Consider the following 1,793-nt stretch of genomic DNA (forward strand, 5'->3'; position numbering starts at 1 on the left):
GTTGCTGATCGTGGTCGCGATCATTCTGATCATCGCCGCGATTGCCATCCCGAACCTGCTCCGTGCGCGTATTTCCGCGAACGAGTCTTCGGCGGTGGGCTCGATCCGCACCATCAACACCTCGCAAGTTACCTATTCCACTAACTATCCCAACGTCGGCTTTGCCAACACGTTGGCGGCGCTGGGCGGGGCGACTCCTTGCACCGCAACTGCGGCCACAGCCTGCTTGATTGACCAAGTCCTGGCCGGGAAGCCTAACCAGAAGAGCGGCTATGCTTTCGCACTGGCCGGCTTCAGCGGTTCGGTGCCGGAAGTCACCTACACCATTTCCGGCGACCCGATTGCCCGTGGCCAGACCGGTCAGCGCTCGTTCTTCTCTGACGGGTCGGGCGTGATCCGGTTCAACACTGCGGCGGTTGCCACGATTGCCGATCCTCCGCTGCAGTAACTTGCAGTCTTGTTTTGGCGAAGTACCTGGGGGAGGGTACAAGCCAGGGGAGCAACAGACTTACCAGTCTGCTGCTCCTTTTTTTGCCTCTGCAGGGTTTTCAGCGCTGGCTGCCGGCCGGATGGGGGCGGGCTTCCGCTCCGGGAAGCCCGCTGGACGGCGCCGACATGACTCGCTGGTCGAACCAGCGGGTGACCTCCGCCGGCTGCGAAAGCTCTCCGCGCAGCAGGGCCAGGGTGAGGTCGTGGGCCACCAGGCTCCGTAGAGGCGCGTGGTAAACGACTTCCTGCTGCTGTCCCGCCAGCTTCACCAGAAAAGGGACGCGCGGATCCACGGTCTGGTCCAGCATGGCGTACCAGCGCAGAGCATGGTCGGGAGGTTGTCCGGAACTCCGTTGAAAGTGAGCGACTCTCGACTTCACGCTGAAAGATGCCGATGGGTTCGTTCTGATGACGGCTCCAAGCGGTCCTGTTTTCATAGTGTCTGGCCGAGAGAATGTTTTTCAAGGAACTCTTCCGCAGACGATCCCACCCGGCGTTGCCAAGCGCGCTAGCCTGGTCGTCATGAGCTTGAGAGCCGACAAGTGCGAGTCGTGCTATTGAGGTCGGCGCCTGCGTTCCCGACTCCTCCCCTGCCGCCCCCGCACGTCGATCCCGCGCACACGCGCCGCCCTTAGAAGTGGGGGTGGGGTAGAAACTGGGGGCGCTATCACCCCATCAAACCTCGGCCCGGGGCCGCAGGTCCCGGCTTCAGCCCCGAACGTTGACCTTGGAGAACGTGAGCACGGTGCGCCCGGGGATGGGTTGCCCGAAGTTGGTTGCCGGCTGGAAGACGGTGAAGATGAGCATCTGGTTCAGCTTGGGCAACAGGTTCTGGGCGTCCTTGGGCCCGGAGAGGATGCGGTAATCCTGCACCCGGCCCTGGGCGTCTACGGCGATCTCGACCACCAGGGACTCGGCGCCGGCCACCCCCAGCGAGTCAAAGGGCGCAGCGGCCAGTTGCGGCGGCGTGTACAAGCTGGTGGGAACGTCCTGCGCGCCCTGCAGCGGTCCCGGGGCAAAGACCCCGATCAACAGCCCGAAGGCGAAGACCGAGGTGAGGATGCCGGCCGTGGCGGGAACCATGATGGCGTTGATGGCGTTTTCCACGCGCACCCAGAGTGCGTCCAGGCGGCGGCCAAAACTGCGGGAGGCCTGGTGCGAGAGCGCCACGCGCAGCTTCAGCGCCAATTCCGGGGGAGCAGGCTTGCGGCCCAGTCCGGCCACCAGGGTTTGCGTGCGCGTGAGCGCGGCATACTCGGTGCGACAGCGCGGACAGCCCTCCAGGTGCTGCTCGATGACGTGCA

At 64.4% G+C, this 1,793-nt stretch carries 3 protein-coding genes; 1 reads left to right on the forward strand and 2 read right to left on the reverse strand.

Features of this window, described 5'->3' with window-relative positions:
- Position 1: 1 nt before the first annotated feature.
- Positions 2-448, forward strand: a complete 447-nt coding sequence (locus VGQ94_04070; GenBank protein HEV2021681.1) for a pili assembly chaperone — start codon at positions 2-4, stop codon at positions 446-448.
- A 100-nt stretch (positions 449-548) separates the two neighbouring features.
- On the opposite strand, the gene VGQ94_04075 is transcribed toward VGQ94_04070, so the two are convergent.
- Complete coding sequence (locus tag VGQ94_04075; GenBank protein ID HEV2021682.1) at positions 549-797, reverse strand: hypothetical protein; 249 nt, start codon at positions 795-797, stop codon at positions 549-551.
- 400 nt (positions 798-1,197) lie between these two features.
- Positions 1,198-1,793: hypothetical protein (locus VGQ94_04080; GenBank protein HEV2021683.1), on the reverse strand; the 596-nt coding region annotated here is incomplete at its 5' end.

This window comes from Terriglobales bacterium (genome assembly GCA_035937135.1).
Lineage (GTDB): Bacteria > Acidobacteriota > Terriglobia > Terriglobales > Acidobacteriaceae > DASYVL01.

Bases quoted from the DNA above. Each gene is read 5' to 3' on its own strand.
- VGQ94_04075 (HEV2021682.1), bottom strand. From the start codon at position 797: ATGCTGGACCAGACCGTGGATCCGCGCGTCCCTTTTCTGGTGAAGCTG.